Source organism: Haloferax marinum (genome assembly GCF_009674625.1).
GTDB lineage: Archaea > Halobacteriota > Halobacteria > Halobacteriales > Haloferacaceae > Haloferax > Haloferax marinum.
Map to the genome: position 1 here is coordinate 1031288 of NZ_WKJQ01000001.1, position 26787 is coordinate 1058074.

At 62.4% G+C, this 26787-nt stretch carries 26 protein-coding genes; 20 read left to right on the forward strand and 6 right to left on the reverse strand.

Annotated features, from left to right (window positions below; all coding sequences use genetic code 11):
• Positions 1 to 2 precede the first annotated feature (2 nt).
• On the reverse strand, positions 3 to 602 hold the full coding sequence (locus tag GJR99_RS05240) for a J domain-containing protein (RefSeq protein ID WP_151109966.1): 600 nt from the start codon (positions 600 to 602) through the stop codon (positions 3 to 5).
• A gap of 179 nt (positions 603 to 781) precedes the next feature.
• Here GJR99_RS05240 and GJR99_RS05245 point away from each other — a divergent pair, with 179 nt between their 5' ends.
• The 5 genes from GJR99_RS05245 (at position 782) to GJR99_RS05265 (ending at position 6157) form a co-directional block, all read left to right on the forward strand.
• Positions 782 to 1030, forward strand: coding sequence for a hypothetical protein (locus tag GJR99_RS05245; RefSeq protein WP_151109968.1), 249 nt, complete (start codon positions 782 to 784; stop codon positions 1028 to 1030).
• A 117-nt stretch (positions 1031 to 1147) separates the two neighbouring features.
• Positions 1148 to 3415, forward strand: a complete 2268-nt coding sequence (gene ppsA, locus GJR99_RS05250) for a pyruvate, water dikinase (RefSeq protein WP_151109970.1) — start codon at positions 1148 to 1150, stop codon at positions 3413 to 3415.
• A 123-nt stretch (positions 3416 to 3538) separates the two neighbouring features.
• The gene (locus GJR99_RS05255; protein ID WP_151109972.1) at positions 3539 to 4282 is read left to right on the forward strand and encodes a CPBP family intramembrane glutamic endopeptidase; all 744 of its coding nucleotides are present in this window, start codon (positions 3539 to 3541) and stop codon (positions 4280 to 4282) included.
• Positions 4283 to 4398: 116 nt separating this feature from the next.
• Positions 4399 to 5472, forward strand: a complete 1074-nt coding sequence (gene mfnA / locus GJR99_RS05260; protein ID WP_151109974.1) for a tyrosine decarboxylase MfnA — start codon at positions 4399 to 4401, stop codon at positions 5470 to 5472.
• A gap of 118 nt (positions 5473 to 5590) precedes the next feature.
• Positions 5591 to 6157 (forward strand): YqaA family protein, encoded by a 567-nt coding sequence (locus GJR99_RS05265; protein ID WP_151109976.1) that lies wholly within the window; start codon positions 5591 to 5593, stop codon positions 6155 to 6157.
• A gap of 585 nt (positions 6158 to 6742) precedes the next feature.
• Here the strand turns inward: GJR99_RS05265 and GJR99_RS05270 are convergent.
• Complete coding sequence (locus GJR99_RS05270) at positions 6743 to 7606, reverse strand: DUF5694 domain-containing protein (RefSeq protein WP_151109978.1); 864 nt, start codon at positions 7604 to 7606, stop codon at positions 6743 to 6745.
• Between the two features lie 130 nt (positions 7607 to 7736).
• On the opposite strand from GJR99_RS05270, the gene GJR99_RS05275 reads away from it, so the two are divergent.
• From GJR99_RS05275 to GJR99_RS05290, 4 genes are all read left to right on the forward strand, one after another.
• Entirely contained in the window at positions 7737 to 8414 is a 678-nt protein-coding gene (locus GJR99_RS05275) for a LiaF transmembrane domain-containing protein (RefSeq protein WP_151109979.1), read from the forward strand.
• A gap of 258 nt (positions 8415 to 8672) precedes the next feature.
• The gene (gene metG / locus GJR99_RS05280) at positions 8673 to 10745 is read left to right on the forward strand and encodes a methionine--tRNA ligase (protein WP_151109981.1); all 2073 of its coding nucleotides are present in this window, start codon (positions 8673 to 8675) and stop codon (positions 10743 to 10745) included.
• 83 nt (positions 10746 to 10828) lie between these two features.
• The gene (locus GJR99_RS05285; RefSeq protein ID WP_151109983.1) at positions 10829 to 11134 is read left to right on the forward strand and encodes a hypothetical protein; all 306 of its coding nucleotides are present in this window, start codon (positions 10829 to 10831) and stop codon (positions 11132 to 11134) included.
• A gap of 101 nt (positions 11135 to 11235) precedes the next feature.
• Positions 11236 to 11529, forward strand: a complete 294-nt coding sequence (locus tag GJR99_RS05290; RefSeq protein WP_151113862.1) for a hypothetical protein — start codon at positions 11236 to 11238, stop codon at positions 11527 to 11529.
• Between the two features lie 40 nt (positions 11530 to 11569).
• Here GJR99_RS05290 and GJR99_RS05295 read toward each other — a convergent pair whose 3' ends face one another.
• The gene (locus GJR99_RS05295; RefSeq protein ID WP_151109985.1) at positions 11570 to 12391 is read right to left on the reverse strand and encodes a cytochrome b family protein; all 822 of its coding nucleotides are present in this window, start codon (positions 12389 to 12391) and stop codon (positions 11570 to 11572) included.
• Between the two features lie 190 nt (positions 12392 to 12581).
• Between GJR99_RS05295 and pyk the strand changes: the two genes are divergently transcribed.
• The 6 genes from pyk to GJR99_RS05325 all read left to right on the forward strand — a co-directional run bounded on the left by pyk (position 12582) and on the right by GJR99_RS05325 (position 19669).
• Positions 12582 to 14339 (forward strand): pyruvate kinase, encoded by a 1758-nt coding sequence (gene pyk / locus GJR99_RS05300; RefSeq protein ID WP_151109987.1) that lies wholly within the window; start codon positions 12582 to 12584, stop codon positions 14337 to 14339.
• A gap of 43 nt (positions 14340 to 14382) precedes the next feature.
• Positions 14383 to 14604, forward strand: coding sequence for a DUF7312 domain-containing protein (locus GJR99_RS05305; protein WP_151109989.1), 222 nt, complete (start codon positions 14383 to 14385; stop codon positions 14602 to 14604).
• Positions 14605 to 14762: 158 nt separating this feature from the next.
• Positions 14763 to 16502, forward strand: a complete 1740-nt coding sequence (locus GJR99_RS05310; RefSeq protein ID WP_151109991.1) for a DUF7282 domain-containing protein — start codon at positions 14763 to 14765, stop codon at positions 16500 to 16502.
• Positions 16499 to 17629, forward strand: coding sequence for a restriction endonuclease (locus tag GJR99_RS05315; RefSeq protein WP_151109993.1), 1131 nt, complete (start codon positions 16499 to 16501; stop codon positions 17627 to 17629). Before GJR99_RS05310 ends, GJR99_RS05315 begins: the two co-directional genes overlap by 4 nt.
• Positions 17630 to 17726: 97 nt before the next feature.
• A complete protein-coding gene (locus GJR99_RS05320; RefSeq protein ID WP_151109996.1) occupies positions 17727 to 18320 on the forward strand; it encodes an NfeD family protein in 594 nt (197 codons plus the stop codon).
• Positions 18321 to 18415: 95 nt separating this feature from the next.
• Positions 18416 to 19669, forward strand: coding sequence for an SPFH domain-containing protein (locus tag GJR99_RS05325; protein WP_151109998.1), 1254 nt, complete (start codon positions 18416 to 18418; stop codon positions 19667 to 19669).
• 69 nt (positions 19670 to 19738) lie between these two features.
• On the opposite strand, the gene GJR99_RS05330 is transcribed toward GJR99_RS05325, so the two are convergent.
• The 3 genes from GJR99_RS05330 to GJR99_RS05340 form a co-directional block, all read right to left on the reverse strand.
• Positions 19739 to 20260, reverse strand: coding sequence for a CoxG family protein (locus GJR99_RS05330; RefSeq protein ID WP_151110000.1), 522 nt, complete (start codon positions 20258 to 20260; stop codon positions 19739 to 19741).
• Positions 20261 to 20316: 56 nt separating this feature from the next.
• On the reverse strand, positions 20317 to 21327 hold the full coding sequence (locus GJR99_RS05335; RefSeq protein WP_151110002.1) for a hypothetical protein: 1011 nt from the start codon (positions 21325 to 21327) through the stop codon (positions 20317 to 20319).
• A gap of 198 nt (positions 21328 to 21525) precedes the next feature.
• Complete coding sequence (locus GJR99_RS05340) at positions 21526 to 22179, reverse strand: hypothetical protein (protein ID WP_154325944.1); 654 nt, start codon at positions 22177 to 22179, stop codon at positions 21526 to 21528.
• A 228-nt stretch (positions 22180 to 22407) separates the two neighbouring features.
• Here GJR99_RS05340 and GJR99_RS05345 point away from each other — a divergent pair, with 228 nt between their 5' ends.
• The 5 genes from GJR99_RS05345 to GJR99_RS05360 all read left to right on the forward strand — a co-directional run bounded on the left by GJR99_RS05345 (position 22408) and on the right by GJR99_RS05360 (position 26745).
• Complete coding sequence (locus tag GJR99_RS05345; protein ID WP_191967070.1) at positions 22408 to 23040, forward strand: helix-turn-helix domain-containing protein; 633 nt, start codon at positions 22408 to 22410, stop codon at positions 23038 to 23040.
• Positions 23041 to 23133: 93 nt separating this feature from the next.
• Positions 23134 to 23286, forward strand: coding sequence for a DUF7560 family zinc ribbon protein (locus GJR99_RS17375; RefSeq protein WP_191967071.1), 153 nt, complete (start codon positions 23134 to 23136; stop codon positions 23284 to 23286).
• Between the two features lie 164 nt (positions 23287 to 23450).
• Positions 23451 to 24899 carry a hypothetical protein gene (locus GJR99_RS05350; RefSeq protein WP_151110007.1) on the forward strand — a complete coding sequence of 483 codons (1449 nt, stop codon included), beginning with the start codon at positions 23451 to 23453 and terminating at the stop codon, positions 24897 to 24899.
• Positions 24900 to 24961: 62 nt separating this feature from the next.
• Entirely contained in the window at positions 24962 to 25945 is a 984-nt protein-coding gene (locus GJR99_RS05355) for a substrate-binding domain-containing protein (RefSeq protein ID WP_151110009.1), read from the forward strand.
• A 185-nt stretch (positions 25946 to 26130) separates the two neighbouring features.
• Entirely contained in the window at positions 26131 to 26745 is a 615-nt protein-coding gene (locus tag GJR99_RS05360) for a winged helix-turn-helix transcriptional regulator (RefSeq protein ID WP_151110011.1), read from the forward strand.
• Positions 26746 to 26787 lie beyond the last annotated feature (42 nt).

Genomic DNA, 26787 nt, shown 5'->3' on the forward strand with positions numbered 1-26787 from the left:
TCTCACTCGTCGGCGTGTTCTCGCGCCGTCGTGTACGCCTCACGGAGCCTGTGGAACCGCTCTTGGTCGCCGCCGTGGTCGGGATGGACGTCCTTCACCTGCGACCGATAGGCGTCGCGGACGGCGTCTGCCGTCGCGTCCGTCGCCAACCCCAATCTGTCGAACGCTTCCGAGACAGGGTCGTCGACGTCGGCCAGTTCGGGTTCGATTTTGGGAACCTCGAACGGGAGGCGGCGGCCGAGTTGGTTCCCCGGCATCTCGTGTTCACACAGGACGGCGAAGACACTCGTTCGTTCGAGACGGAAGAACGACTGTGCGTCGAAGGTGATGGCGACGTGTCGCTCGGGGAGGTAGAACGCCACCGTCTCGCCGTGTATCGACCAGTCTTCGACGAATCGCTCACCGATCGTAGAGAGATAGTCGCGGATTTCGAGACGGCGACGCCCAGCACCGTCTACTCGTGGACCGCGCGAGACCGACGGGTCCGGGAAGATACGGCCACCGACGACGAACACGCCGGCGACGACGACGGAGGCGACTGCGCCGACCACGAGGCCGACCACCAACCACGTGGGGAGCAGAAATACCCACTCCGGAAGCACGCTAGAGGGCAAGTGACGAACGACTAAGAACCCCTCGCTGGTGGCACCCCACCAGGTGAGGGTCAGTACACTGCGGTGTTGGTGACGCCGCACGCACTGCGGTGTTGGTGACGCTGTACACAGTTCGATGTTGGTGACGCCGCACGCACTGCTATGTCGGTGGAGCGCCACGTTCGTGCATGCAACCGATTCGCTTCGAGGAGGCAGACAGCACAGTGCGAACACAAATCGGTGAAGGGCTAACCCGAATCGCTGTCACCGCCGAGAGATTAGAGACCGGTCGAACAGAGGGGAGATACTTCCTCAGACACGACGATGGCTGTGCAGTCTGTGGCGAGGCAGTCGTCGCAGGCGAACCCTTCTACCTCGACCCGGAAACCGGGGAGATACTCTGTGAAATCCACGGGCAAGAGCGTCGAGAAGATTGATACGGGTCGATTTCCGAATTACGAAACAATTTCATACTCACGACCGAGTGAGTTTTTATTCACGCATGTCCCGGTCGCAAACTTCTTTATCGTACCTCGGGACCATACGAACACCACATGGCTGTAGTCTGGTTGGACGACGTACGGGCCGACGACCTCGACCTGGTCGGCGGTAAAGGCGCGTCGCTGGGCGAACTCACGGGTGCAGGGCTTCCTGTGCCTCCGGGGTTCGTCGTGACGGCGGGCACGTACCGAGCCTTCATCGAGGATGCGGGAATCGACGACGAACTCTTTTCTGCGGTCGAAGTCGACCACGAGGATTCTGCGGCACTGAAAGAGGCACACGAGGCGGCGCACGACCTCATCATGGGTACGCCGATGCCCGAAGACGTCCGTGAGGAGATACTCGACGCCTACCGGAGTATCGGCGACGGCGACGCCTACGTCGCAGTCCGCTCGTCCGCGACGGCAGAAGACCTCCCCGACGCCTCGTTCGCAGGACAGCAAGAGACCTTCCTGAACGTGCAGGAAGAAGCGCTCTTGGAGGACGTCAAGGCGTGTTGGGCCTCGCTGTTCTCCGAGCGCGCTATCTACTACCGCAACCGGAAGGGGTTCCCACACGACAAAGTCGACATCGCGGTCGTCGTCCAACAGATGGTCGACTCCGAGAAGTCGGGCGTGATGTTCACGCGCCACCCATCGACGGGTGAGAAAAAGGTCATCATCGAGGCCGCGTGGGGTCTCGGTGAGGCCGTCGTCTCCGGCACCGTCTCGCCCGACAACTACGTCGTCAACCGCGAGACGGGCGACGTCGAGACGGCGACTATCGCGGACAAGAAGACGATGTGTATCCGCGACAAAGAGACCGGACAGACCGTCGACCGAGAGGTTCCGAGCGAGAAGCGACACGAACGAGTCCTCACCAACGACGAGATTGCTCGACTCCTCGAACTCGGTGAACTGGTCGAAGACCACTACGAAACACCGCAAGACGTGGAGTGGGCCGTCTACGACGGCGAGGTGTACATGCTCCAGTCGCGCCCGATTACGACCATCTCCGAAGGCGGCGAGAACGACGCCGCGAGCGACGACGGGAAGTCGAAGAACGCCGGCGACGACGTCATCATGCGTGGTCTCGGTGCGAGTCCAGGAATCGCCTCGGGTCGCGCCCGCATCGTGACGAAACTCGACCACCTCGACCAGGTCGCCGAAGGCGACATCATCGTCACCGAGATGACGATGCCGGACATGGTGCCCGCGATGAAGCGCGCCGCCGGTATCGTCACCGACGAGGGTGGAATGACCTCTCACGCGGCTATCGTCTCGCGCGAACTCGGCGTTCCGGCAGTCGTCGGCACGGGCGACGCCACCTCGACGCTCACCGACGGTGACATCGTCACCATCGACGGCGACAAAGGGACCATCCGCGAGGGCGAGATGCCCGAAGAAGAACAGCGCCAACCCGTCGAGGAAGCACGACCCAAGACGCCCGTCAAACCGATGACGGCGACGGAGGTCAAAGTCAACGTCTCCATCCCCGAGGCGGCCGAACGCGCCGCGGCGACGGGTGCAGACGGTGTCGGATTGCTCCGAATCGAGCACATGGTGCTGACGCTCGGCAAGACGCCCGAACGCTACATCGAACAGAACGGCGAGCGCGCCTACGTCGACGAAATCGTCACCGGTGTCCGCGAGGTTGCAGAAGAGTTCTACCCGCGTCCAGTCCGCGTTCGCACCCTCGACGCGCCGACCGACGAGTTCCGCCAACTCGAAGGCGGCGAGAACGAACCACGCGAGCACAACCCGATGCTCGGCTACCGCGGCATCCGACGTGGCCTCGACAATCCGAACATCTTCCGCCTCGAACTGCAGGCGTTCCGCCGGCTCTTCGACATGGGGTACGACAACATCGAAGTCATGTTGCCCCTCGTCAACGACGCCGAAGACGTCCTCCGGGCCAAAGAGCACATGATAGAGGCCGGAATCGACCCCGACAAGCGCGAGTGGGGCGTCATGATAGAGACGCCTGCGGCCGCGCTCTGCATCCGCGACCTCGCAGACGCGGGTATCGACTTCGCCTCCTTCGGGACGAACGACCTGACGCAGTACACGCTCGCGGTGGACCGCAACAACGAGCACGTCGCCAACATCTACGACGAACTCCACCCGGCCGTGTTGAAACTCATCGGTGACACCATCGAAGCGTGCCGCGAAGTCGGCGTGAAGACGAGCATCTGTGGACAGGCCGGTTCCAAACCGAAGATGGTCCAGTTCCTCGTCGACAAAGGAGTCAGTTCCATCTCGGCCAACATCGACGCCGTCCGCGACGTCCAACACGAAGTCAAGCGGGTCGAACAGCGACTCCTGCTCGATTCGGTTCGCTGACGCGCCGGTAGCCAGGCACACGAATCTCTCGATTTTTTCGGTTTCGGCCCAGTGTAGCCACACATCCACCTGTCTTTTTCTCCGCAGACATCGTCTCTCTAGGTTGAGAGGTTCCGAACTACCATGTCCACCGCTGTCGATTCCCCCTCCACCAGTCAGTCGAACGTAACCGACCGCCTTCGCGCCGTCATCGTCGCTGTCGCCGTCGTCGCCGCCGCCATCATCCTCGGTGTCGTCCTCACGTTCGCGCTGTTCGTCCCGCTCCTCGTCGGAAACATCGCTATCGACCCGACAGGGTCGACGTTCCTCATCCTCGCGCTGATACCGTCACAACTCGCCTTCGCACTCGTCGGCATCCTCGTCTCGATCGCCCTCCTCGGCGGTGTCTCGGTGAGTCTCCCGACGCGGACAGACCTCAGGTGGGTGGCTCTCGGCCTCGTCGGCAGTTTCGCCGCCGTCGCACTGCTCGTCGCCGCATCGACGTTCGTCGACCTCAGTCCGGTTCAGTCGGTCGTCGGCGAGGCCGCAGGTGTCGACCCGACGATTCTCGTCGCACTCGCGCTCCTCTCTATCTTCGTCATCGCTCCCGCCGAAGAGTTGCTCTTCCGAGGTGCCGTTCAGGGGCGCTTACGCGAGACGTTCGGCCCACTCGGGGCGATCGTCCTCGCCAGCGCGATCTTCGCGTCGCTCCACGCGTTCAACTTCATCGGCGGCGGTATCGTGATTCTCGTCCCGCTTTCGGCCCTGTTTCTCGTCGGGTCGGTCTTCGGCTACGTCTACGAGCGAACGGAGAACCTCGCCGTCCCCATCGCGGTCCACGGACTCTACAACGCGACGCTGTTTCTCTCGTCGTTCGTCCTCGGGTGACGTCGGTCGTCTTCGAGTGAGACAGTTTTCGCAGGCGTCGGCCGGCCCCAGTGTCGCAGGACGACTCCCCGCACTGGAGCGGAACCGATATACTGAGCCTGCGGTTACAGAGGGGCATGCAGCGCGCGGCACCGCAAGAGTTCGACCGCGTCCTCTCTTCGATGTGTACCCAACCGCACCCTGCCGCCCGCGAGGCCGCAGCGCGGTTCTTGGCGACGAATCCGGGCGACCCCGCGACCTATCAGGCGGTCGCAGCACTCGAAGACGACGCACTCGCGTCTCTGGGCGAGATTACTGGACTGTCTTCTCCCTATGGATACATCGCCAGCGGTGGAACCGAGGCCAACATTCAGGCGATTCGTGCCGCGCGCAACCACGCCCGTGACGACGACCCGAACGTCGTCGCCCCCGAGAGCGTCCACTTCAGTTTTCAGAAAGCCGCCGACGTGCTCGGTGTCGAGTTACGGACCGTCCCCGTCGACGCCGACTATCGGGCGAACGTCGACGCCGTCTCCGAGGCCGTCGACGACCACACCATCCTCGTCGCCGGTGTCGCTGGAACCACCGAGTTCGGCCGCGTCGACCCGATTCCAGAACTGACGACCATCGCCCACGACGTTGGGGCCACGATGCACGTCGACGCTGCGTGGGGTGGGTTCGTCCTCCCCTTCACCGACCACGAGTGGTCGTTCGCCCACGCGCCCATCGACTCGATGACCATCGACCCGCACAAGTTCGGACAGGCAGTCGTTCCCGCCGGCGGCCTCCTCTTTCGCGAGAGAGAACTCTTGGACGCGCTCGCCGTCGATACGCCGTACCTCGAATCCACGTCGCAGGCGACGCTCACCGGGACGCGAAGTGGAGCGGGCGTCGCCTCTGCGGCCGCCGCGATGCGCGAACTGTGGCCCGATGGCTACCGCGAGGTGTACGAACGACAGCAAGCGAACGCCGAGTGGTTGTACGACGAACTCGTCGCCCGTGGCTACGACGGCGTCGAACCCGAACTCCCACTCGTCGCCGCCCCCATCCCGGACGCGGAGTTCGAATCACTCCGTGACCTCGGGTGGCGTATCTCTCGCACCGCGAGCGACGAACTCCGTGTCGTCTGCATGCCACACGTCTCCCGAGAGTCGCTTCGAGCGTTCCTCGCGGACCTCGACGACGTCGGCAGCGGTCCGGCACGGAACTAAGTCGCCGAGCCGAACTATTCGTTCACCGTGACCCTCACCGAGAGAAGACAGTTCTGCGCGCCAAGGGGTCTCTACCGAAACCTGAAGGCTTACATTTGATTGGTTGCGAGTGACTGGTGTGACCCTCCCCGTGCTCGTGCCGCTTTCCGACCTCGCCCTCGGAATCTATCCCGACTTCTCGTGGCTCTCGTCACTCGTCGAGACGGCCACCGGGTGGTTCGGGCTGGCAATCATCTTCGTCTACTCGTTCCTCATCGCCTTTGCCCTCCCAGGAGTGAGTGAGATCGTCCTCTTGGCCCCCCTCAACCTCGGCCTCTCGGAGACTGCGAAACTGGCGGTCATCATCGTCGTCAGCGGTGCCGGAAAATCCGCCGGAAGCGTCTTCGCGTTCTACATCGGCCACGAGACGAAAGAGTCCGGAATCGTCGAGCGGGCGCTCGAACGACTCCCCGTAGACGTGATGGGGTGGACCGAGCGACGAGCCATCGAAATCGCCCAGAAGTGGGGCTACGCCGGTCTCGCCGCCGCGCTCTGCGTCCCTGGGTTTCCCGACACGCTCTCGATTTACGCCTTCGCCGTCCTCGAAGACGACTACCTCAAGTTCGCCGCGGCGACGTTCGTCGGGTCGGCCGGCCGCCTCATCGTGACCGTCGTCGGCGTCGAGGCCGCACTCGCGTTCCTCTGAATCGTCGTCGCGAGTCGTTTCTGTGGCTCTGTTGAAATCATCAGTCGCTGATAGTTTGTCGAAACCGTGCTGAATACAGCGCGCATATCTAACAATCCACCATTCCCACCGATTAAACCGGTTTACTGTAGCTGCTTGCGTACCTCACTGATGTACTCCTGCTTGAGTCGGTGCGAGGCATGTCTAGTACTGCCTTCGATCTCGTCGCTATCGACCCACTTGATAACGACCATTTGTCTAGGATATCTCGAAGTTCGACGTGTTGCAGCGTTCATTCCATTCTTTGTGAGTTCTACCCCGTAATCCTCTCGAAGCCGACGACGTACCTCAACACCCCAGAGAGCCTTACCTTCAGCGTCTGCTAGCACTTTCAGTATCGTCTTCTGATTTTTTGTCAAACTGGTCAAGTCCATGGCTCCATTGTTCCCCATCGTTTCTATACGTACAACTGACATTATGTTCAATCTTTCTGCAACATGGGGAGCAAAGAAACAAATAGTGAATCCTTCGCTGAACTCACCCTCTGTATGTTGCACGCCACACCTGTCAAACTCAGAGGGTTTCAATAGAGCTGTTTCTGTCGTCCTACATCGCCTCTTCGAGAGACGGTAACGGACTCACTGGACAGAACATCGGCGTCTTCTCGAGCAGTTCTCGCAAGATGTGGACGTGACCCGCGCCGACGACGACGAGCACTCGTTCGTCTTCCGACTCGATTGCTCGCCAGAGGTTGTGCACCATCCGGAGATTCCGGTCGTACCACGTCGCAACCAGCTTCGGCCCCCCGAAGTTATTTTCACGTCCCCAGCGAAGTGACTCCCCGAAGAACCCAGCCGATTGGACTCCGAGGTTTCGCTCTCGGTTTTGCCACAGGAGGAACTCCTGAATCGACGAGGTGGCAATCTGTTCTGTAACCTCTCGCTCTAACTCGGAGACGTCGAGCTGGTCGAACTGTATCTTCTCTTCGGGTTCGAACCCATCTTCTGCGAGTTCTTCGTACGCCTCGTTTGCGAGCGTCATCGGATAGTCGATGGGGAACACTCGTTCGTGGTCCAGTCGGTCAGCCAATCGAAAACCGAGTTGGACGACCTCACTCCGGCACTCCGTCGTCAGTTCGTTCCGGGACGGGTGTGGAGGCTCGATTTCTTCTTCGGCGTCGTACGACCGCTTGCCAGACCGATACTCGTCGTAGATGGCGTTCACCTCGTCTGCGCGGTCGTACGGCCGTTCGACGGCAACCCGGTCGGGACGCCACCCCTCTAACGCGTCCACGGTGGTTCGCAACTGGGCCTGTCGTTCGGGGTGGAGTACGTCGTCTACGTCGAGTTGGGCGACGTCTAATCCAGGATTGTCCATGTGATACGTCCCGAGGAGCATCACCTCGACCGGACCCGACTCACATCGAGGCCACCCTTCTGGAGGGGTGTCAGACGACTGTTGCCGACTCATACACACACTCATCAGCATTCTGCCATGAATCTACGGGTCGGCCGCCACGGTATCTGCATACGCGTCGCCCGTTTCGACAATCTCGAGAATCAGAATCGCTGGTTATCTCCTCACATGGCGTATCTCTAGTATGGCATACAGACGCATCTCGAATCAGGTGGTCGTCGGGGGCGCAATCGTCGTCGTCGGCCTCGTACTGCTCGCAAACAGCACCGGTCTCTACGACACGAGTGGCCTGTTCCGGTACATCCCGTCGCTGTTCGTACTCGTCGGCCTGTACGCACTCGTCGCCAGTGGCTTCCGAAACGTCGGTGGGCCACTCGTCCTCATCGCCATCGCCGGCGCGTGGCAAGCGGTCGCCCTCGACCTCGTGACGGGGTCGCAGGTGTTGTCGCTGTGGCCGCTCCTCCTCGTCATCCTCGGCCTCTCGGTCGTCCTCGGTCGCGTCCGGTCCTCGGTCGAACCGGTCACCGGTGAACGCGTGGACCTCGTGGCCATCTTCGGCGGTCGGAACGCGCGCGTGACGACCAGTCGGTTCACCGGCGGGGCCCTCACTGCTCTGTTCGGTGCCGTCGAGGTAGACCTCCGCGACGTAGTCGAACTCGAAGAGACCGCCCGAATCAACGTCACGGCGTTGTTCGGCGGTGCCGAAATCACGGTCCCGCGCGACTGGAACGTCCAAATCGACGTGATTCCAATCTTCGGCGGGGCGGAAGACGAACGCCCACGGCGCGAACTCGAACACGAAGCGGTCGACCTCGTCGTCAGTGGGTTCTGTGCGTTCGGCGGCGTCTCGATAAAGGACTGAGTCGCTCTTACCCAGATGCGGCGTCTGAGGCGCGTCTTTTTTATCTCTCCTCTGTCTCAGTAGCGGTGTGACCGTCTTGCGTCCGGACAACATGCGTATGCGTCCCCTCTTTTAGCCACGGGTGGACCCGTCTTCGGCGTCCGTCTCGGTAACGCGAGGCGGGGGCGAATTCGGTGAACCCCGAGGTTGCATCGCATCGACCGACAGACGCACCCGTACCGGCGGGCTTTAGGCCCGCATCCGAGATACACGACACATATGAGCCACGAGGAATTCCCCACAACGAACCCAGCGGTGGTGACGTGTGGGTTGCCCTATGCGAACGGCGACCTCCACATCGGCCACCTTCGAACGTACGTCGGCGGCGACATCTACAGTCGCTCGCTGCGAAAGCTCGGCCAGCAGACGGCCTTCGTCAGCGGGTCGGACATGCACGGCACGCCCGTCGCCGTCAACGCCGAGAAAGAGGGTGTCACGCCCGAGGAGTTCGCACTCCGCCACCACGAGAAGTACGAAGCGACGTTCCCCCGATTCAACATCGACTTCGACAACTACGGCCACACGCACGACGAGACGAACACCGAACTCACGCAGGAAATCGTCCGAACGCTCGAAGCCGAGGGCTACGTCTACGAGAAAGAGATTCCCGTCGCCTACGACCCCGACGCGGACCAATGGCTTCCCGACCGATTCGTCGAAGGCGCGTGCCCGTACTGTGGCGAGCACGCCCGCGGCGACGAGTGTGACGAAGGCTGTGGCCGCCACCTCGAACCCGGCGAGATAGAGAACCCGACGTCGACGCTCACCGGCAACCCCGCCGAGTACCGCGAGCGCCAGCACAAGTTCTTCGCCGTCTCCGACCTCCAGGAGTACCTTCAGGAGTTCATCAATCGAGTCGAGGGCACCTCGAACGCCCAGAACCAGCCACGAGAGTGGATAGAAGGCGAACTCCAAGACTGGTGTATCACCCGCGACATGGATTGGGGTATCGACTACCCTGGAGACGCAGGTGACGATTTGGTCCTCTACGTCTGGGTAGACGCCCCTATCGAGTACATCTCGTCGACCAAGCAGTACACAGAAAAGGTCGGTGCCGACGTGTTCGACTGGGAGCAAGCGTGGAAAGAATCGGGCGACATCGTCCACATCATCGGCCGCGACATCATCCAGCACCACACCGTCTTCTGGCCGGCGATGCTCAAGGGTGCGGGGTACATCGAACCACGCGCCGTCATGGCCTCCGGGTTCATCACGCTCAACGGCAAGGGCTTTTCCACCTCGCGGAACCGCGCCGTCTGGGCCGACGAATACCTCGACGAAGGCTTCCACCCCGACCTGCTTCGGTACTACCTCGCCACGAACGGCGGGTTCCAACAGGACGTCGACTTCTCGTGGTCGAAGTTCCAAGAGCGCGTCAACAGCGAACTCGTCGGCACCGTCGGCAACTTCCTCTACCGGTCGATGCTCTTCGCCTACCGCAACTTCGAGGGGACGCCCGAGGCAGACGTCTCCGAGGAAGTCGAAGACCGAATTCGGGAAGCCATCGACGAGTTCGGCGCGGCCATCAACGACTACTCCATCCGCGAGTCCGGCAACGCCGCCGTCCGCCTCGCCCAGTTCGGCAACGAGTACATCCAGCGGAACGAACCGTGGAAACTCACCGACGAAGACCCCGAAGCGGCCGCACAGGTCATCCGCGACTGCGTCCAGATTGCGAAGGCCGTCGCCGTCATCTTCCAGCCCGTCGCGCCCGCGAAGATGCAGGCGCTCTGGGAGCAACTCGGCGAAGCGGGCCTCGTGGCCGACACGGACATCGACGACGCACTCGCCGCGCCGCCGGCGTCGTTCGACGAACCCGAGGCACTCTTCGAGAAGATAGAAGACGAACGCGTCGAGGCGCTCAACGAGAAACTCGACGAGCGCGTCGCTGCGACGGAATCCGAAAGTGACGAGTCCGAGGAGGACGGCGACGAGAGTATGGCAGACGACGCTGACCTCGAACCTATCGCCGACGACCGCATCTCGTTCGACGAGTTCCAGAACCTCGACCTGCGCGTCGGCGAGATTCTCTCCGCCGAAGGCATCGATGGCGCGGACAAACTCGCCAAACTGACCGTCGACATCGGCGTCGAAGAGCGCCAAATCGTCGCCGGCATCAAGCAACTCCACGACCTGTCGGAACTCCCCGGCAAGAAGGTCATCATCGTGGCCAACCTGGAGAAGGCCGAACTGTTCGGCACGGAGTCCAACGGCATGCTGCTCGCCGCCGGTGACGAAGCAGACCTGCTGACGACCTACGACGACGCGACGCCCGGCACGAAGGTCCAGTAACTGCGACCTGCCGAGTCTCGTTTTCCACCGCCCAACGAACCAGGACCGCAGGGGCTATCAGTGCTGCCTCCTCAGCGTCGTCTATGGAACTCGGTGGACGAACCGCAGTCGGAATCGTATTCGCGCTCGTCGCAGTCGTCGGTGTCGTCGCCGCCGTCACCAGCGGTGGGGTCGGCACGCTGACCGTCGAACGCGTCGACGAACTTCCACAGGGCCAAGGCGCTGTCGCCTTCGAGAACCTCGACCCAGACCAGCGAGCGACGTTCGAAGAAGCGGTCACGACCGACTCGCCCGTCGAGATACCCACCGAGTCAGCACGGAACGAGTTCGTCGACCCCGGATACGTCCGGTACGACGGCGGCATCTACCGCACGACTGTCTCTTCGTAACTGCCGAAAACGACCGACGGACGCCCGCGTCCCGAACATCTTCCTTCGAATGTCAGCATCGTATCGGAGTCACTATGAGTGACGACGTTCGACCCCCATCTATGCGACTGGGCGTCTCACTCGCCGTGCTTCTGTTGGTCGTCACCGCAGGGTGTCTCGGTGGAAGCAACGGAACCGGCCAACTGACCGTCGAACGCGTCGACGAACTCCCGCAGGGAGAAGGCGCAGTCTCGTACGACAACCTCTCGCCGGAGCAGAAAGACGCCTTCCAGCGAGCACTCGGCGAAGGTGGGTCTACGACCATCCACAAAGGGACCGACCGAAACGAGTTCGTCGACCCCGGATACGTCCGGTACGACGGCGGTATCTACCGAACGGCGGTCGCGGTTCAGTAGGCGGTCGCGGTTCAGTAATCGCAGCTAGCGACTGAGCCGCCTATTTTGGCGGACGAAGTCGGTAGTAGCGGCGGTTGAGGTTGTACATGTAGCCCTCACGCATCGTCTTGAGCACCGCGTAGGTGATAGTCCCGAAGACGATGGGGAGCAGGAACGTCAAGTCGAACAGCAAGTTGACGTTCATCGGCATGAGGTTCTTGACTGCCAAGAGCGAGATGGTCAGCGCGAACACCACGCCGAAGACACCAACTGCGGCCCAGAACGGTTCTTCGACCGGTCTGCGTGCGGACCCCTTGTTGAGGAAGGGGACGATGGCGATGAAGCCGACGACGACACCGTTCGCGAGGACACCGTAGGTCCGGTCGGCCATAATCTTCTGCCCACCGAGGATGGCGAGTTCGGGATTCAACGGGTCGAGTTTGAGCAGCCCGAACGACCAGTAGAGATACCAGTCGGGCAGGATGATGGCCGGCGTCTGACTCGGGTTCGCGGGTGCGCCGATGTGCGGCGGCATCGTCGCCGAGAGGAACAGAATCATCCCGACGAAGAACGACGCGATAGAGAGGTTTCGAACCGTCTCGTGGGGCCACGTCGGGAACGCCAGGACGTCTCGTTCGATGTAGTCCGACGACTGGCGAACCGTCTGGTCTTCGTATCGCGAGCGTTCGAAGTACTCGTACGTCAGGCGGGACAGTCCGGTGGTTCGGGCCTTACGCTCCGCCCACGTCGGCGTCTCGTTGTCAGGTGGGACTGGTCCGGTTGGAAGCCCACCATCCGTCGTTGGCGACCCAGTTTCCGGTGAGTCGCCACCGTCGTCAGTCCCCCCGTCTGTCCAGAGCGGAGACTCGTCGGTCGGAGACATACTACAGTATTAGCTCGAGCACAGAAAAAGTGCGCGACAAGCCCTCAGACTAGTGTTTTCGAGACATTCACCGGTTCAGTCTCGTCGGAGGACGTTCGACTGGTGCACTACATAGACTATATGTGTGAATGACTTACTCACAAACGAGTTTTTCATCGGGCTTTTTTATTGGTCGGTCGTAGTCAGGGTTATGCGCAACGCAAAAATCGTCTGTACACTCGGTCCCGCCTCGTTCGACCGAGAGACGATTCGTGGGCTCGCCGACGCTGGGATGAGCGTCGCCCGGATGAACGCGAGTCACGGAACCGTCGAACACCGGTCGGACGTTATCGATAGCATCCGTGCTGTAGACGATGCGACCGACGAACCGCTCGCGGCCATGCTCGACCTGCAGGGCCCCGAAGTGAGGACGGCCCCAATCGACGAAGACATCTATCTCGAAACGGGCTCTGAGGTCCAGTTCTTCGAAGGTGACGACGCGACGCCCGACGCAATCGGCCTCTCGTACTCTATCTCTGCTGCGGAGTCCGGTGACACCATCCTCCTCGACGACGGCCGTATCGAAGCGACGGTGGACCGAGTGGAAGACGGCACTGTCTTCGCGACCGTCGACTCCGGTGGCAAACTCGGTGCCCGAAAGGGTGTGAACGTTCCTGGTGTCGACCTCGACATCGACCTCATCACCGACTCCGACTACGAGAACCTCGAACTCGCCGCAAAGAAGGAAGTCGACTTCGTCGCCGCCTCGTTCATCCGCGACGCAGCAGACGTCTACACCATCAGCGACACGCTCGAATCGCTCGGTGCGGACATCCCTATCATCGCGAAGATCGAACGCGCCGGTGCAGTCGAAAACCTCGACGAGATTATCGAGGCCGCCCACGGCGTGATGGTCGCTCGCGGCGACCTCGGTGTCGAATGTCCGCTCGAAGAGGTCCCGATTATTCAGAAGCGAACCATCCGAAAAGCACAGGCCGCCGGTGTCCCCGTCATCACGGCGACCGAGATGCTCGACTCGATGGTCCACTCGCGTCGCCCGACCCGCGCCGAGGCGTCCGACGTGGCCAACGCCGTTCTGGACGGCACCGACGCCGTGATGCTCTCCGGTGAGACGGCCGTCGGTGACCACCCCGTTCGTGTCGTCCAGACGATGTCTCGCATCGTCGAAGAGGTCGAAGCGAGTCCCGAGTACGACGAGAGCCAAGAACAGCGTGTTCCGACCGCTATCGAGGGGTCGCGGACGGAAGCACTCGCTCGCTCGGCACGCTACCTCGCCCGTGACGTGAACGCGGCGGCTATCGTCGCCGTCTCCGAGTCCGGGTACACTGCCCGGAAGACGGCGAAGTTCCGCCCCGGCGTTCCCGTCGTCGCCGTCACGCCGAACGACCGGACGCGACGCCAACTCGCCCTCCTGTGGGGCTCTTCGGCCGAATACTCGGACTACAGTACGAGCGTCGAATCCGTCATGGACGACGCCGTCACCGCCGCCCTCGACGCTGGCGCCGCAGAATCCGGTGATACCATCGTCGTCCTCTCTGGGATGATGACCGAACTCGAAGGGACGAACACGACGAACATGCTCAAAGTGCACGTCGCCGCCGAGTCTATCGCCACCGGCCGCAAAATCGTCGGCGGGCGCGTCGCAGGGCCGCTCTACCGGACGACAGACGGTGACCTCTCGGACGTTCCCGAAGGTGCGGTTCTCGCCCTCGCCGCCGACTTCGACGGCGAGTTCGACGGCGACGCGGACAAACTCGCAGGAATCATCGACGCCCGCGCGGGCATGACCGGCTATCCGGCACTCGTCGCACGCGAACTCGACATCCCGATGGTTTCCGGTGCACCGCTCCCGGTCACGGTGACGGAGGGTTCGACCGTCACGCTCCACGCCGAACGCGGCATCGTCTACGAAGGCGACGTCATCGGCTTCGAGTACGACGGCCGATAGAAGTGCGGTAGCCCTTTCCCGCCGCGTCTCCTATCTGACAGTGATGTCCCGTTCTTCAGAACCGAAGACCGAAGACGAAGGCGAGTGGCGGTTCAGTATCGACGACGTTGGCCCCGACGGCATCGTCGACAACTCGCCCGACGGACCGGAGGCGCTCCCCATCGAACCGGAGTCGCCGAATCCGGAGAACGTCGTCTTCGTCGTCCTCGGCGTCCTGCTCGCAGTCGGTCTCATCGTCATCACAGTGTTCCCCAACGCTATCTGACGGCGTCCGAACCTCGTCTCGTCGTTCGGTTCCAAACTGCCCCCTGTTGGTCCCCGTCTCGCCCTTGCCGAGAGAGCGAATTTCCGTTTTGATAATCGGGCCTTTTGATTTATGTAACCCCGAGCGAAATCGCCGCCAACCCCAACCGGGAACACCACATGAGTTACGCAGTCCGCGCACCCTCCGCCATGGTCGCCGTGTTGATTCTCACCGCGGCGTTGTGGGTTCCGACGCCCACCGCCGCGGCCGACCAGCCAACTGCTTCGTTCGAACAGGACGTGACCACCGTCACGCGTGGTGACATCGTCGAGATTCGGGTTCGACACTCCGAACCCGGTGTCCTCCACGTCGGCGGCGACGACTACGGCTACCACCTGACCGTCGAACTCACCGGTGCAGGCGTGACGACGGTCACCATCGACACCTACAGTTCGACCGGTGGCCCCGAGACGTACGTCTCTGGCGGCGGAAACAAGACGCTCCACACTGCCGAACTTCAGCGACCACTCGAACCGACGACCTATCTGATGAACGTGACCATCGGCGGCGTCGAACGCGCTATCGGCCAACTCCAAGTCGAACCACGTGGCAACACGTCGGCGTCGACGTTCGTCGCTCCGGCGAGTCTGACCGACGCCGAGTCGACGCCGTCGGTGAGTGCCATTCGCGCCGCCTCGACGAAGCGAACGGTCGTCGCCAGAGGCGACATCGCCGTCTTCCGCCTCGACGAGAGTGGCCTCGAATCGGCGCTCGCGTCCGGAAACGTCTCCGGTGGACCGGACTCCAACGGCGTCGAACTCTCGCTGAACCAACTCGAAGTCCGCCCGAACCACGAGCAAGAGACGTTCCTCGCGACGCCCGAGAACGGCGCGACGGTCGTCTCTGACCTCGAAAACGACGCCGTCTACGTTCTGTGGGACACCTCGGACCTCCCACTCGAAGGCGACCGAGAGAACTACGAACTGGCGGTGACGCTCCAAGGCGAACACAACGAACTCGTCGAAGCGGACACCATCACCGCCCGCACACCGGTGCACCTCGTCGAACCGTCGGTGTCGATGGCCGTCGACGACGAGACAATCTACCCGTGGGAGCCGCTCACGGTCAACGTCACGGGCGAGACGACGCTGGCACCCGACACCGTGCTCGAACTCCGTGCACGCGCACCCGGCCAACCGTTCTTGCGACTCGTTCCGATGACCGTCACCGAGAACGGAACGCTCGCCACGAACCTCACGTTCGCACCCGAAGACCGCGGCCTCGTCTTCCCCATGTGGATTCGCGAGTACCGCGACCAGACGAAGACGACGATGACGTTCCACGAATCCACCGCCGCGCTGCGATTCGTCGACCAGGAGACGGACGGGACGTTCGTCACCATCAGCGAAGTGAACCTCTCGGTCGGCGGGTTCATTCAGGTCGAGACACCCGACGAAGAACTGCTGGGAACGAGTGCGTACCTCCCACCGGGGCGACACGAGAACGTCGTCGTGGAGTTCGACCGCCGGCAACTGACCGACAGCGAACTCCTGGCAGTCGCCTACGCCGACCGGAACAGAGACGGGAACTTCTCGGCCGAAGTCGACCTCCCGTTCCGAGAGAACTCGAGTGTCAACGGCACAGTCGTCGCGGACGACGCGATGGTCAGACTCGAACCGGACGCGAAGACACCGACGGCAACGCCGACACCGACTCGAACGCCGGAGACCGACGAATCACCCGCTTCGGAGGCGACGGCGACGACCACACCGTATCCGGTCGTCGAACGGACGCCGCTCGACCCGGCAGTCGCCGGGACGAACACGGGGATTCCGTTCTCGCCAGCACTTGCGGTCGTCGCACTCGTCGTCACAGGGTTGCTTGTACGACTGCGAAAGGTGGGAGGTGACCGACGATGACGAGACTCGTCGAACTCGAATCGACGAAGTTCGTCCGGTTCCTCTCTGACCTCTGGACGCAACGGAACTGGCAGACGAACGTACAACCACGAGGCGAAGGGCGCTACCTCGTTCAGGGACAGCGTGGCGACGGGACGAAGGGCCTGATGCTCGTCCTCCCTGCTGCCGAGGCGACCGTCGAGAAAGACCACGTCAGAGGCTTCGTCGCCCACGCGAAAAAGAGACAGATAGACGTCGTCGCCATCGCGACGCAAGGCGAGTTCGCGGACGAAGTTCGAGGCTTTACGACCAAACACGACGTGACGCTCCTCGATTTGGACACGTTGGGTGAGACGGTCGAAGACGAAGGGCTCGAAGAGACGGTCAAACAGTACACAGACGGCGACGTGTACGAAACCGCAGAAGTCGAGTTCGGTATTCCGTTCGACGTCCCCGAACCACTCGAGAACGCCATCTCGGCGCTCCCGCTCGACGGCGTCCGTGAACGACTCGAGTCGCTCACGAGTGGTGACGATGGTGGTGACGACGACGGTGGGTCCCTCCGTGACCGACTTCCGTCGTCGCTCGACGACCTCAAATCGGGGTCGCCGCCGAGTGTCCGGGTCGTCGTCGTCGCAGTCTTGCTGTTGGTCCTCGCACTCGGGTCGGTGGCGGCCCTCGGCCCGATGGTCGATGGTCTCGGCGGGCCTGTCGGTCAGAGCGGTGTCGGGGTGTCGGCCCTCTCGAGTGCGCCTCCCTCGTCGGCAGAGTTGGTCGCGCAGTGGAATGCGAAGACGACCGAGTCTGTCGCGGTCGGAAACGAGTCGTACACCGCTCCTGACGGCAAACAGTTCGTGTTGGTCGCGCTCAACGTCTCCGTGACAGGGTCCTCGCCTGGGTCGTTCTCGCAGACCGACCTCGTGTTCGAATCCGACGGCGTCCGGTACGGCCACCAACCACTCTCGAACACCACTGGGTTCGCGAACGGTGGGTTGTTCGCACCGAACGAGTCAGAGACCGTCTGGACGGTCTTTACCGTCCCGTCGAACGCGTCGACAGGAACCGTTCTCGTCCGCGACGCTGGTGGCGACACAGTCGCTTTCGTCCACGACGAGTCGCTTCCGGTCGAACCGGACGAAACTGACTGACTACAGCTTCGACGTGGGCCGAGTCGACGTCTCCGAATCGCCGAGTTCGACACGACTTACCCTCAACCCTTAATCGGACGACGGCCCTAGAGCACCTATGGCACACCCGCCGTTTCCGTTACAGACGGGACTCGTCGGTCCCGAGACGTTGCCGCTACTCTTGGTACTCGCCGGTCTCGGACTCTCTCTTGCCGAAGCGATGGCACCCGGCGCACACTTCGTCGTCCTCGGCGTCGCACTCCTCGCCGCCGGACTCGTCGGGCTAGTCATCGGGCCGTTCGCCACGCCACTCGTCCTCGGTCTCCTCGTGTTCGTCTTCGGCGCCCTCGCACTGTACGGCTACCGCGAGTTCGACCTCTACGGTGGCAAAGGAGAAGGTCGGACGAGCGACTCGAAGGCACTGAAAGGGAAGATAGGACGGGTGACCGAACGTGTCACCCCGACCGAGGGAGAAGTGAAACTCGACGAAGGCGGGTTCAATCCGTACTACGCTGCTCGGTCGGTCCACGGTGAACTCTCCGTGGGGAGTGAGGTTGTCGTCGTAGACCCCGGCGGCGGCAACGTCGTGACCGTCGAAGGAATCGGCCCCGGTGAGGACGAAATCGACCGAGAACTCGCCAGAGAACGTGCCCGAAGAGCACGTGAGCGGGACGAACGTGAGCGAGAACCCGAAGACGTAGAACGAATCTGACCGACGCTCACCTCCACCCCGTCACGGAGAAAACCGTGTGACGTGATTGGTTTGGTACACGAATACTTATCATACGGCCAACCCTAGACGAGGTTATGGACCTACTTGCTCTCCAGGTGGGACTCGGGTTGGGAAGTGCCGTCGCCGGCCTTCTCGTCCTCGCTCTCGCCGTCGTCACGGTGTACCAGATGGTGGAGATCGTAGACGCCTACGAGAAGAAGGCGCTCACGGTCTTCGGGGAGTACCGACGCCTCCTCGAACCAGGTATCAACTTCATCCCGCCGTTCGTCTCGCGTACCTACGCGTTCGACATGCGTACGCAGACGCTCGACGTCCCCCGTCAGGAAGCGATTACGCGCGACAACTCACCGGTGACCGCCGACGCCGTCGTCTACATCAAAGTCATGGACGCCAAGAAGGCGTTCCTCGAAGTCGACGACTACAAACGTGCGGTCTCCAACCTCGCCCAGACGACGCTCCGCGCCGTCCTGGGTGACATGGAACTCGACGACACGCTCAACAAGCGACAGGAAATCAACGCCCGAATCCGCAAGGAACTCGACGAACCGACCGACGAGTGGGGCGTCCGCGTCGAATCCGTCGAAGTCCGCGAAGTCAATCCGAGTGCGGACGTTCAGCAGGCGATGGAACAGCAGACCTCCGCCGAACGTCGTCGTCGTGCCATGATTCTCGAAGCGCAGGGTGAACGGCGCTCTGCGGTCGAGAAGGCAGAGGGTGAAAAGCAGTCGAACATCATCCGCGCACAGGGTGAAAAGCAGTCGCAGATTCTCGAAGCACAGGGTGACGCTATCTCGACGGTTCTCCGAGCGAAATCCGCCGAGTCGATGGGCGAACGCGCCATCATCGACAAGGGGATGGAGACGCTGGCGAACATCGGCCAGAGCGAATCGACGACGTTCGTCCTCCCGCAGGAGCTCACCTCACTCCTCGGCCGGTACGGCAAACAGCTGACCGGGTCCGACGTACAGGACATGGAGGGCCTCTCCAGCATGCAGTTCGACGAGGAGACCCGCGAACTAATCGGGCTGGACGACATCGACGACATCCTCGGCCAAATCGACCAGGCCGCCGAGATGGACGTCGAACAACTCGAACAGGAAGCAGAGGCCATCAAGGCCGGTGCAGAGGTCAACGACATCAAATCGCCCGACGAAGTCATCGCCGAGGTGGACGAAGAAGAAGAACCGATCAAATCGTCCGACGAAGTCGTCTCGGAGGCTGACGAGACGGACGAAACATCGAAGACAGAGGCGACGTCCAACGGCCAACAGAGCGACGACGAAACCGACGACGAGTCTGAGATGGCGTTCGAGAAAGACCTCGAATAGGACGACAGCGTTCGCGACCCGTCGGCCGCACGGTGCGAGACGCGACCGAACTGGGCGGAACGCGGCGGGTTACTCTTCTGCGTCGACGCGAGTGCGGACGTTCTCGAAGTAGGCTTCTACGTCGCGTTTGACGATGGGACGGAGCAGTCCCGTGCCGAGCGACGAGACGCCTCCGGAGAACCCGACTTCCGCAGAGTACGAGAGAATCGTCGTTCCGTCGTCTCCCTCCGTCATCTCCATCGCCGCGAGGATGTCGAAATCGCTCCCGGTCTTGGTGTCGTGTGCGACGCCGCTGGCGACGACCCAGTCCGGTTCGTTCATCTCGACGAGTTCCATTTCTCCCTCGAGCGAGACCGTGAGGTGGCTCACGCCACGCGTGATGTGGACGTCGTAGACGCGTTCAGAGCGTCGGTCTATCTCCTCGGCACCGGGGACGCACGACGAGAGGACTTCTGGGTCGGAGATGAGTTCCCACACGCTATCTTTGTCGGTGGGCAGTTCGACGGCGTCGGCGAATTCGAGGCGCTTGTCGCCCGACGGTGACTCCGCAGACGACTCTTCTTCGGTTGCTGTAGTATCGGTATTACTCATGGTTCGTGGAAAGCCGACGCAGCCGTCGGAGGAGACCGACGGAGGCGACGGGTCAGTTACTCAAGCGTGACGATGCTGAACGTGTTCTCTTCGACGTTGACGTCGCGGTAGTTGTTCTCTTCGTCGGTGATGTTTATCGTGTAGGTGACGTCCGTCGGTTCGGCGTCCTCCGGAACGTCCCACGAGCCTCCCCAAATCGGTGCGGGGTGTTCTTCGTCGTCACCAGCCCACTGCAGTTCGACGGTGACGCCGTTGTCCATCTCGACGACCATCTCGTCGATGGTCTCGTTGCTCACCGGTTCGCCAGTCGCGGGGTCGTAGACGCCGACGTCGAAGACGACGGTCATGCCTGGGACGAACGTCCGGGACGTCCCACAACTGGAGACCAGTCCGCCTTCGGGGACGGCCCCACTGGCGACGAGTTCGTCGGTCACGACGTAGTTCTTCGGGTGGAAGTCGTCGATGATGGAGAACTCGTCGGCGGCCACCTCGACGTTCTGGTACTCGATGTTTTCGCCGGTGAGTTCTACGGAGTACTTGATGGTACCTGGGTCGGCGTCTTCGGGAATCGTCCAAGAGCCGTTCCAGTAGGGGTGTGGGTGTTCTTCGTCGTCGCCGGCCCACGTGAGGTCGACGGTGACGCCGTTGTCCATCTTGACGGTTACGCCGTCGATGGTGTCGTTACCCACCGATTCGCCGGTTTCGGGGTCGTAGACGCCGACTTTGAAGACCGCATGCATGCCTGGCATGAACGTCCGCGTCGGCGCACAAGCCGACACGAGGCCGGCGTCTTTCGGGAGGCCCTCGGACCCGGCGATGAGGTCCTCGCTCAGGACGTAGTTCTTCGTCGGTTCAGGCGTCTCTGTCGTGGTCGGGGCTTCAGTCGTCTCGTCTTCCTGTTGGCCCTGACTGCTACACCCGGCGACGACCGCGCTCGTCCAGACGGCGGCGTTCGTCGCGAGGAACTTCCGCCTCGTCGCCGCTGAGCGACTCCGGAGTACGGTACTGGTACCGCCGCCCCCGTCTGTGGGGTCGGCCGTGTCACGGTCGGAATTGTCGTTGCTCATCTCCGTTCGTACCATCCAACAATCATTCACTAAAGGTGACTCTGCGATATACAGATATTTTTCAACTACACCGAAGTGCGGCGACGACACTACCCAGTCGGAAGCGGGGGGCTAAAACTCAGTTCGGTCGGTGTCTGGTGTTCGGCGACCGCACGCGAAAATCAGTTCGGTCGGTGTCAGACGGTCGGGTCGCGCTGGTTAGCCGTCGACGTCGACGAGAGTGAACTGGCCGGTCTGAACGACCTCCTCGTCCGACCCGGCGTCGACGACGACATCGTAGCTGTAGTCGCCGGGGGCAAGGTCATCGGTGCTCGGAAGTTTGCCACCCCACTGGTTCTCGATGTGGTCGGCGTGAGGGCCGTCCCACGAGAGTTCTTGCGGCGGTACGTCTGCGTTGGGGAACCGCACACTCACTTCTTCGAGGTCACCAGGACCGATGATTTCGCCCGAATCGGTCTCGAAGATGCCGACGAGGAACCCGACGGGCGACCCAACAGGGAAGAGCGATTCCGACGGGCAGGTCGTCGTCGTCCCCGACCCTCCCGACGACGTGGTGGTCTCGGTCGGAGTCGGCGTCGGCGCCTCCGTCTCCCCATCCGTGGGACTCGACGTGGTCGTCGGCGAGGTCTGCGTCGTCCGGTTCGTAACCGTGGTGGATGTCGTCTCGTCGTCGCCCCCGTCGTCGCCCCCGTCGTCGTTGCTGTCGCCGGTACACCCCGCGACGCCGATGGTGAGCCAGGTCGACGCCCCGGCGGCCACGAGTCGACGTCGCGAGAGGCGGCCGGTTCGCGCGTCGCCACCGTCGTGAGTCGACTCGGTGCTTCCGTCTTCGTTGGTCGGTTCGTTGCGCATTATGGTGAATGGTCAGCAAACGGGACCGTAAATTCCGGTTTGGAGAATACAGGGGTTTATCCCCACGGCGCCCCGTGTGTGCGCCCGCGTTTCCGACGGACGCATCCGTTCGGAGAAGACTCAGATGTCTGTCGTAGAATTCGCACTTCCCACACGTCCTGTCGTAGAATTCTCACTTCCTAAGAAGGCCACCCGTCTTTCATGGCGGGGCACTCCGAACGTACGAGTATGTCCGCTTCTGAGGGTGATTTCTGGACTAAACAGCCGGACGGAAGGGACGCGGAGCCCATCGACGTACGGCTGTCGATTCGGCCCGACGAGACGGTGGAGTGTGCGCCACCCACACCGGAACCGACGCCGATTCGCCAGTCGTTCTGTCTCGGTACCACCGATACGGCAGGTTGTCAGCAGATTGTTTCCCGTGACGGCGAGTGCGAGTACCGGGCCTACTCGCCGTGCTCGAAGTGTCCGTGTTACGTCTTCGCGAATCACGACTGTATCGCTACGCTGGAGAAGGGCCGGGACGGCCGGCTGGTCTACTCGGTGACGCTTCCGGACCGGTCGGGACTGCCCACCCTCGTTGGAGAACTCCGAGAGGCCGGAGCGACAGTGTCCGTCGACCGAATCCTCTCGATCGACGAAGAGACGGACGACCCACCTGTATTGACCGACAAACAGCAGTCTGCGCTGACCTGCGCGCTGGAGACTGGCTACTACGAACGCCCCCGCAAAGCGACGCTCGACGACCTCGCCGCAGAACTCGACATCTCGTCGTCCGCGGTCTCGCAGCGGTTGAACGCCGTCAACAGACGGCTCATCAAAAAGTACTGCAAGCAGTTCGAACCCGACCGCCTGCAGTGAGCGTTCGAGGGATGAACCACCGTTCGAACATTATTATCTAAACATTACAGGCAAACGGATTGCCCCTTCGAGAACGATGTGTCATTTGTCACGATGTCACGTCACCAGTTCCATTGTCCGTCCTGTGGGGCCGACGTCGTCGTCGACGACCGAGTTCGGAGGTACGTCCTCGACGACGGTTGTCTGCTGTGCCTCGCGCCCGTGACGGACGACGCCTTCGAGATGGTCGCCGAGGCCGAATCGTAGTCGCCGGCTTGTACCTCGACGACCTGTGTCTCGACGACGCGTCCACCTATCCAGACCGACGGCGTAAGCGGGGTGAACTGTCGCCCAACCGACCACTAATATAAAGGACTTCATATTCCCCAAACGACCGTAAGTGGTCGTTGACCGAACTCGCATCTATAATTATGGCGCAGGATACCGACATCTCCGCGGAACTCGAAGACAAGCTCAGCCAACATCGGAGACGGCAGACGCCAGCCTCGGGGACGCTCGTGATGGGTTCACAGGAGGCCTACGTCGGCGACGAGGTGACGCTGCTCGGTCGCAACCTCCCAGAGTCCATCGAGCTGACGGTCGTCTGGCACTCGGTGAACGGCAGTTGGGGCGTCCTCAAGGCCAACGAGATACTTGGACCGCAGTACCAGTCCAAAGAGAAACGACTCACGACGGTCACCACCGACGCCGACGGGAAGTTCGACGAGAGCATCGAGATTCCAGAGGACTACGGTGGGGCCCACACCGTCGAACTCCGCGCGCCCGACGGGACGAACCTCGGACAGGGCGAAATCGAGGTCACGCCGCATTTCGAGATAGAGAACCGCACGGCACCGCTCGGCGAGGTCTTCACCATCACGGGGTACGGCCTCGGCCCCAACCCCCTTACGAACAACTATCAGGTGACCTGGGACAACGGGATGGTCGGATTCATGACCGGCGTGATGAACAACGGGAAGGCGACGGCCCAAATCCGCGCGGCGGGACCCGTCGGAGAGCACGTCGTGCAGGTCTGGCGGAACTACCGCGGCGTCCCGTTCCTCCAGAACAACACGCAATCACCGTACGGTCCGGTCGCCGGGGGGCGACAGTCGTCGTGGACCGTCGAGACGACCGAACCCGAGGGCGAACCCGAATCCATGTGGATCGACGCGCAGTTCGACGAGACGCCCCTCGAAGTCCACTACCCCGACATCGACGAGGATACCGACGCCGAACTCGAAATCACGCCCACGTCGGGCAAGCCGGGGACCACGGCGTTCATCCGTGGCGAGAACTTCCCGTCGGATGAGGAGGTCGACCTCGTGTGGTACCGCCACCAGGGCCACCGCGTGAAGGGAATCCCCATCACGCCTGTGCCGCAACCGGACGTGCTTCCGTCGGTGACCACCGACGAGAACGGGTCGTTCCAGGTGGAAGTCGAAATCCCACGGGACGTCGGGTCGACCCGACCGATAACCGCGGAGATAGACGGGACGTCCGTCGCCATCACCGGCTTCATGATGCAACCCGACGTGGTCGACATCTCGCCGAAGAAAGGACCGGTCGGCACCGAAATCGACATCAAGATAACCGGCATCGGGTGGACCGTCTACGAGAACGCGCCGTACTTCGTCTACGACAACAAGCCAATCGGCTACGTCTGCGGCGTCGACGACGAGGAAGAAAACGGTATCACGCACATCAAAATCCGCGCCTCCGGCGAACCGGGCTACCACTTCATCGACGCGTACCCCTGCATCTTCGAGATGCGAGACGAAGAGCCGAACTTCGAGATCAAGCCCCACCTCTCGTACCTCGACAACCACCCGGTGCGCCCACTGCCCGCGTTCCACTTCGCGTTCGAAGTCACCGAGTGACGACGCGCCAATGACTCTCCGCGCCGTCGCACCGCGCCGCCGACCGCCACACTCTCTTACACATGACTGTTGACCTCACCCTCGCATGCTACCCCTACGAGTGGACTCGCTCGCTTCGAGACGGCCGCGTCGAACCGCAGGGCGTCTCGCTCACCACTGTCGATTACCCGAACCCCGAACGGTTCCGTCGAATGGCCCAGCGGTTGGAGTTCGACGTCTGCGAAATGTCGATGGGGACGTACCTCGCGTCCCGACGGGCGCCCGAGGAGTTCCCGTTCACCGCGATTCCCGTGTTCCCGTACCGTCGGTTCAGACACGCCTACATCTACCGGCGACGGGACGCGGACATCGAGACACCCGCCGACATCGCCGACTCTCGGGTCGGTATCGTCAACTGGCAGACGACGACCGGAATCTGGCAGCGTGGCATCCTCGCGGAGCGTCACGGCGTCGACCTCCAGTCGATCGAGTGGGTCGCGACGGGGACCGAAATCGTCCCCACCGACACCACTGGGTTCGACATCGAGTACCGCGCACCGCCGGAGGCCAGCGCGATGCCGCAGCTCGAATCGATGGTCGAGTCGGGTGACGTCGACGCCGTTCTCACCCCCGTCCACCTCGACACCGACGCGGCAGAGCGACTGTTCTCTGACCCCGTCGAGACCGAGAGACGCTACTTCCGAGAGACGAGCATCTTCCCCATCATGCACACCGTGGTCGTCCGAGACGAGGTGCTCGACGACCATCCATGGGTGGCACAGAATCTCTTCGACGCCTTCGAGGAGGCAAAACAGGCCGCCCTCGACGGACTGGACCACCCACGGTGGATGCCGCTGGCGTGGTCGAAGCCTCTCGTCGACAAGCAGCGAGAGCTCATAGGCGACGACCCGTGGGAGTACGGCCTGACGGAGCGAAACGTCGCCACGCTGGAGACGCTGCTCTCGTACGCCCACCAACAGCGGGTCGCCGCCGAGGCGTACGACGTCGAGTCGCTGTTCGCGACCGACCACATCGACCAGCAGTGGTTCGGTCCGGGGGAGGGATGACCGTCGCACCACGCATCAGCGTCGCGGGTCTCTCGAAGCGGTACGGGGAGAGCCGACGGAGTCGGTCGTCGTCGATTGGCGGTGACGCTGCACCGCCAAATCGTCACGCCACCGAACCGTCTGGTCGACCGACCGGCTACCGTGGCGAAGCGCTTTTCTTGAGGCCGTATCGTATGTCCACCTAGATGTCGAATCGACAGATAGACGACGACAAGCGCGCGACGCTCCGTCGTTTCGCCGCCCTCGGTGCCGCGAGTCCGCTCGTTGGCCTCGGAACGCGAGATGACGACGAGACGGGGTCGAGTGACGCGCGCGACGCCATCGTCGGGTACGTCGCGTCCACGCCGGGCGCGCATTTCTCGAAGGTACGCGACGATTTGAAACTGGGAACTGGCGAGACTCAGTATCACCTTCGGAACCTCGTCGACGACGGAACCCTCGACGTTCGCCGCGACGGCGACTACAAACGCTTCTTCGTCGCCGGCCGGTTCTCCGAGTTCGAACAGGTCGCACTCGGCTATCTCCGGCGTGACACACCGCGCGGAATGTTCGTCCACCTGCTTCGTGACCCAGACGCCACCGGGAGCGAACTCGCGAACAGACTTGGCGTGTCGCGGGCGACGGTCAGCACGTACGCCAAAGAACTCGATGCGGTTGGCCTGCTCTCCCGTGAGGATGGCTACGCCGTCCGCGAACCAGAGACGGTCATCACGCTCCTCATTCGATACGCCGACTCCTTCGGTGCCGACGCCGCGGCGTTCGCCAACGACGCCGCAGGGTTGATTCGGTTCGACCCCTGACGCGGGCGAACACTGAAACGAGAACCAACACCCTCTCTTCGA

Coding starts and splice junctions, on each gene's coding strand:
- GJR99_RS05245 (WP_151109968.1), top strand. CDS start 782: ATGCAACCGATTCGCTTCGAGGAGGCAGACAGCACAGTGCGAACACAA.
- ppsA (WP_151109970.1), top strand. CDS start 1,148: ATGGCTGTAGTCTGGTTGGACGACGTACGGGCCGACGACCTCGACCTG.
- GJR99_RS05255 (WP_151109972.1), top strand. CDS start 3,539: ATGTCCACCGCTGTCGATTCCCCCTCCACCAGTCAGTCGAACGTAACC.
- mfnA (WP_151109974.1), top strand. CDS start 4,399: ATGCAGCGCGCGGCACCGCAAGAGTTCGACCGCGTCCTCTCTTCGATG.
- GJR99_RS05270 (WP_151109978.1), bottom strand. CDS start 7,606: ATGAGTCGGCAACAGTCGTCTGACACCCCTCCAGAAGGGTGGCCTCGA.
- GJR99_RS05275 (WP_151109979.1), top strand. CDS start 7,737: ATGGCATACAGACGCATCTCGAATCAGGTGGTCGTCGGGGGCGCAATC.
- metG (WP_151109981.1), top strand. CDS start 8,673: ATGAGCCACGAGGAATTCCCCACAACGAACCCAGCGGTGGTGACGTGT.
- GJR99_RS05285 (WP_151109983.1), top strand. CDS start 10,829: ATGGAACTCGGTGGACGAACCGCAGTCGGAATCGTATTCGCGCTCGTC.
- GJR99_RS05290 (WP_151113862.1), top strand. CDS start 11,236: ATGCGACTGGGCGTCTCACTCGCCGTGCTTCTGTTGGTCGTCACCGCA.
- GJR99_RS05295 (WP_151109985.1), bottom strand. CDS start 12,391: ATGTCTCCGACCGACGAGTCTCCGCTCTGGACAGACGGGGGGACTGAC.
- pyk (WP_151109987.1), top strand. CDS start 12,582: ATGCGCAACGCAAAAATCGTCTGTACACTCGGTCCCGCCTCGTTCGAC.
- GJR99_RS05305 (WP_151109989.1), top strand. CDS start 14,383: ATGTCCCGTTCTTCAGAACCGAAGACCGAAGACGAAGGCGAGTGGCGG.
- GJR99_RS05310 (WP_151109991.1), top strand. CDS start 14,763: ATGAGTTACGCAGTCCGCGCACCCTCCGCCATGGTCGCCGTGTTGATT.
- GJR99_RS05315 (WP_151109993.1), top strand. CDS start 16,499: ATGACGAGACTCGTCGAACTCGAATCGACGAAGTTCGTCCGGTTCCTC.
- GJR99_RS05320 (WP_151109996.1), top strand. CDS start 17,727: ATGGCACACCCGCCGTTTCCGTTACAGACGGGACTCGTCGGTCCCGAG.
- GJR99_RS05325 (WP_151109998.1), top strand. CDS start 18,416: ATGGACCTACTTGCTCTCCAGGTGGGACTCGGGTTGGGAAGTGCCGTC.
- GJR99_RS05330 (WP_151110000.1), bottom strand. CDS start 20,260: ATGAGTAATACCGATACTACAGCAACCGAAGAAGAGTCGTCTGCGGAG.
- GJR99_RS05335 (WP_151110002.1), bottom strand. CDS start 21,327: ATGAGCAACGACAATTCCGACCGTGACACGGCCGACCCCACAGACGGG.
- GJR99_RS05340 (WP_154325944.1), bottom strand. CDS start 22,179: ATGCGCAACGAACCGACCAACGAAGACGGAAGCACCGAGTCGACTCAC.
- GJR99_RS05345 (WP_191967070.1), top strand. CDS start 22,408: ATGTCCGCTTCTGAGGGTGATTTCTGGACTAAACAGCCGGACGGAAGG.
- GJR99_RS17375 (WP_191967071.1), top strand. CDS start 23,134: ATGTCACGTCACCAGTTCCATTGTCCGTCCTGTGGGGCCGACGTCGTC.
- GJR99_RS05350 (WP_151110007.1), top strand. CDS start 23,451: ATGGCGCAGGATACCGACATCTCCGCGGAACTCGAAGACAAGCTCAGC.
- GJR99_RS05355 (WP_151110009.1), top strand. CDS start 24,962: ATGACTGTTGACCTCACCCTCGCATGCTACCCCTACGAGTGGACTCGC.
- GJR99_RS05360 (WP_151110011.1), top strand. CDS start 26,131: ATGTCGAATCGACAGATAGACGACGACAAGCGCGCGACGCTCCGTCGT.